The 3,017-nt window shown below is 30.4% G+C and carries 5 protein-coding genes; 3 read left to right on the forward strand and 2 right to left on the reverse strand.

All coding sequences use genetic code 11. The features are described from left to right. Positions 1–160 precede the first annotated feature (160 nt). Positions 161–406: a FluC/FEX family fluoride channel gene (locus FD36_RS07085; RefSeq protein WP_056958829.1), complete on the reverse strand. Its 246-nt coding sequence runs from the start codon at positions 404–406 to the stop codon at positions 161–163. Further along, a complete protein-coding gene (locus FD36_RS06215) occupies positions 400–690 on the reverse strand; it encodes a CrcB family protein (RefSeq protein WP_056958831.1) in 291 nt (96 codons plus the stop codon). The genes FD36_RS07085 and FD36_RS06215 overlap by 7 nt, the downstream gene beginning before the upstream one ends. A gap of 133 nt (positions 691–823) precedes the next feature. Between FD36_RS06215 and FD36_RS06220 the strand changes: the two genes are divergently transcribed. The 3 genes from FD36_RS06220 (at position 824) to FD36_RS06230 (ending at position 2,910) form a co-directional block, all read left to right on the forward strand. Further along, positions 824–1,822 carry a D-2-hydroxyacid dehydrogenase gene (locus FD36_RS06220; protein WP_056958834.1) on the forward strand — a complete coding sequence of 333 codons (999 nt, stop codon included), beginning with the start codon at positions 824–826 and terminating at the stop codon, positions 1,820–1,822. 341 nt (positions 1,823–2,163) lie between these two features. Continuing rightward, positions 2,164–2,439: a hypothetical protein gene (locus tag FD36_RS06225; RefSeq protein ID WP_056958836.1), complete on the forward strand. Its 276-nt coding sequence runs from the start codon at positions 2,164–2,166 to the stop codon at positions 2,437–2,439. 153 nt (positions 2,440–2,592) lie between these two features. Further along, the gene (locus FD36_RS06230; RefSeq protein WP_056958838.1) at positions 2,593–2,910 is read left to right on the forward strand and encodes a hypothetical protein; all 318 of its coding nucleotides are present in this window, start codon (positions 2,593–2,595) and stop codon (positions 2,908–2,910) included. Positions 2,911–3,017: the final 107 nt, after the last annotated feature.

Here is a 3,017-nt window from a genome sequence, read left to right on the forward strand (position 1 = left end):
ATAGGACGTTGCCACGCAATTAAAAAAAGACGCTCACCGTAATGGTGGACGTCTCTTTTTGTCGTTTTAATTAAAAACTACTGTTTTCGTAAATAAATAGCCTAGTAAAAATAATAATATACCAAATAAATAACTAGAAAATACATATAGCAAACTTAATTTATTTTGTTTTTTTTAATAATAATCTAGAAGCTTCATTATTAAAAGTGGAATAAGTTGTGAATCCACCTACAAAACCAAGTGTGGTAACACTAAACCAGTTTGATAATGCAAATGGAAGTAAACAACCAGCAATTAAGCAACCTACTATATTAACAACAAATGTTGCTATGAATTTTTTATGAAATTGACTGAAGATGTTGGTTAATTTAAATCTAGCAACTGCACCTAATCCAGTTCCTAACATGAAAACAAAGAAAAAATTTGGTTAGCTTCAATTAATTTAAATGAATCAATCATTATTCCAGAAAAAGTAGTAAATGATCCAATAAATCCAGTTCCAAAACTGTTGATTACCATTGAGGAGAGTTTTAATCTTTTACCAAGGTAATTGTTCCAAAATGGTAAGGCGCATGCTCCAATGAGATTGATTATTAAAGTGGCCAGTGGGAAAACATGATAATTGATTAAATCAGTAATGCCTAAGCGAAGCAATCCACCCAACATTCCCCAAATGAAAATTATTTCCAAAACATCCTCCTAAAAACAGATTCAATAATATTTATTTTAAGTTGATTGAATTTACTTGTAAAATTAACATAATACTTTTTTAGAATTCTTAATATGCATGCAATGTTATAATATTCACGAGGAGGAAATTCATATGAAAATTATTGCTTATGGTGTACGTAAAGATGAAGAACCTTATTTCAAACAATGGGAAGCTGCACATCCAGAAGTTGAAGTTAAAGAAGTTGCAAATCTTTTAGATGATTCAACTATTGATGATGCTAAAGACTTTGATGGGGTTATTGCTTTTCAACAAAAACCTTATACAGCTTCAATTTTAGATAAATTAGGTAGTTTTGGAGTTAAAGCTTTATCACTTCGTAACGTTGGGGTTGATAATGTTGATGCTGACGCATTAAACAAAAATCACATTAAACTTTCTAACGTTCCTGCTTATTCTCCATCTGCAATTGCTGAATTTGCTGTTACCGAAATGATGCGTTTGTTAAGAAATACTAAAAGATACGAAGATAAAGGTCGCCATGGTAATTTAACTTGGGCTCCTGAAATCGCTGAAGAAATGAACCAACAAACAGTTGGAGTTTACGCAACTGGTCGAATTGGTCGCCAAGTAGTTAAAATTGTTCAAGGTTTTGGTGCTAAGGTCATTGCTTATGATCCATATCCTAATCCTGAATTAAAAAAAGAGGGGATTTACGTTGATACCCCAGCTGAATTGTATGCTAAGTCTGATATTTTGACTTTACACGCTCCGGCCTTAAAAGAAAACGATCATATGATTAATGATGATACGATTGCACAAATGAAACCTGGTATCAAAATTATCAACTGTGCTCGCGGATCATTAATTGATACTGATGCATTAATTCGTGGACTTGATAGTGGCAAAATTGCAGGTGCTGCTTTAGATGTTTATGAAGATGAAGTTGGAATTTTTAATGTTGATTTTGGTAGTTTTGATAAAATTCCAGATGCTCGACTTAAGAATTTGATGGAACGTGATAACGTGTTAGTTTCTCCACATATTGCTTTCTACACTAAAGTTGCAGTTAAGAACATGGTAGAAATTTCAATGACTGCAAACGCCAACCTTATTGAAAATGGTAAGTCAGATGTTGAAGTGAAAATTTAAAAATAAATATATAAATATTAAGGGACAACCGGTACCGGTTGCCCTTTTTTTATGGAAAAGAAGAAAAACAAATTAAAAATGCAATTTAATTAAATTATAAAATTGGTAAATAAAAATCAGTTTTTTTGCCAAGCTGTACTAGTAATTAATGCTTATAGAGTGGATAAAAATAATTATTAAGCTACCATACATTATCAGTCGAAGTTTTTTAAAAAATAATTAGTGTTCAATTCAAAAATAGATACACAAAATCAATTAAAACTCTTTAAGTCTTTCTGATAAGGGTAAGTAGGCAGGATTATTAGCTTTTACTGCTATACTAGAGTAAAGAGGTGGTTTATTTGGCTTCATATGAAATTGTTGGTATTCACTTAAAAGATAAAGAATCAAATAAAGAAAGAAACATTACGGATGTATTACTCAATGATGGAACCATTGAACCTGTTGATTTAGTTGTCAGATATATTAATTCAGATATTCCATATTATTTTGTTAGTCGTGACAAAATTAAAGCAGTTATAGAAGATTATTATCCCCAAAATAAAACACCTTATATCAAGACTAAACATAATCAGCTTTTAAACGGGCAAAGTATGTTGAATCTTCCAAGATTTTAATAAGTAAAAGATCTCTATTTGAGATCTTTTTTAATTAAAGTTTTTTTACGCTTTACTAGTTTTGACAAAATTATGAAATAAATAGTCAAGCTCTATAATCTGAGGTTCTTTTATAGTAAGAATAAGGTAAATAGATAAGGGAGATTTTTAATTATGGATGCACATTCAAAGAAAAAAAGAATTAAAAAATTAATCAAAGATCAAGAAAAATTGGAAAAAGAAGGTTATGCTAAATTTGATGCCAAACATTTAGCTAATTATCAAGAAAGATTAGACATTGTTGAAAAGTTAATTGATAACGAAGAACAAACTAATGCTTTACGTTCAGAACACGTTGAAGAACCTAGAGGTGACAAAGAACGTGGAATGGATGAAAATCGTCACGTTGATGACAAAATGAATGATTTAGGTCAAGCTCGTCGTCGCTTAATGGATAAATTGCTTCCATTAGAAAATATTTATGATAAATAGGTTTTATTAATGTCCTTCACAATGCGATTGTTGTGAAGGATTTTTGTTTATTTGAAAATAAATTAAGCTTTTTTATGCAAAACCCATGACCTTTCCTGACCAATGGT

Origin of the sequence: Fructilactobacillus sanfranciscensis DSM 20451 (genome assembly GCF_001436035.1) — a bacterium.
Lineage (GTDB): Bacteria > Bacillota > Bacilli > Lactobacillales > Lactobacillaceae > Fructilactobacillus > Fructilactobacillus sanfranciscensis.

Excerpts from the sequence above, each read along its gene's own strand:
- FD36_RS07085 (WP_056958829.1), bottom strand. The coding sequence starts at position 406 with ATGTTAGGAACTGGATTAGGTGCAGTTGCTAGATTTAAATTAACCAAC.
- FD36_RS06230 (WP_056958838.1), top strand. The coding sequence starts at position 2,593 with ATGGATGCACATTCAAAGAAAAAAAGAATTAAAAAATTAATCAAAGAT.
- FD36_RS06220 (WP_056958834.1), top strand. The coding sequence starts at position 824 with ATGAAAATTATTGCTTATGGTGTACGTAAAGATGAAGAACCTTATTTC.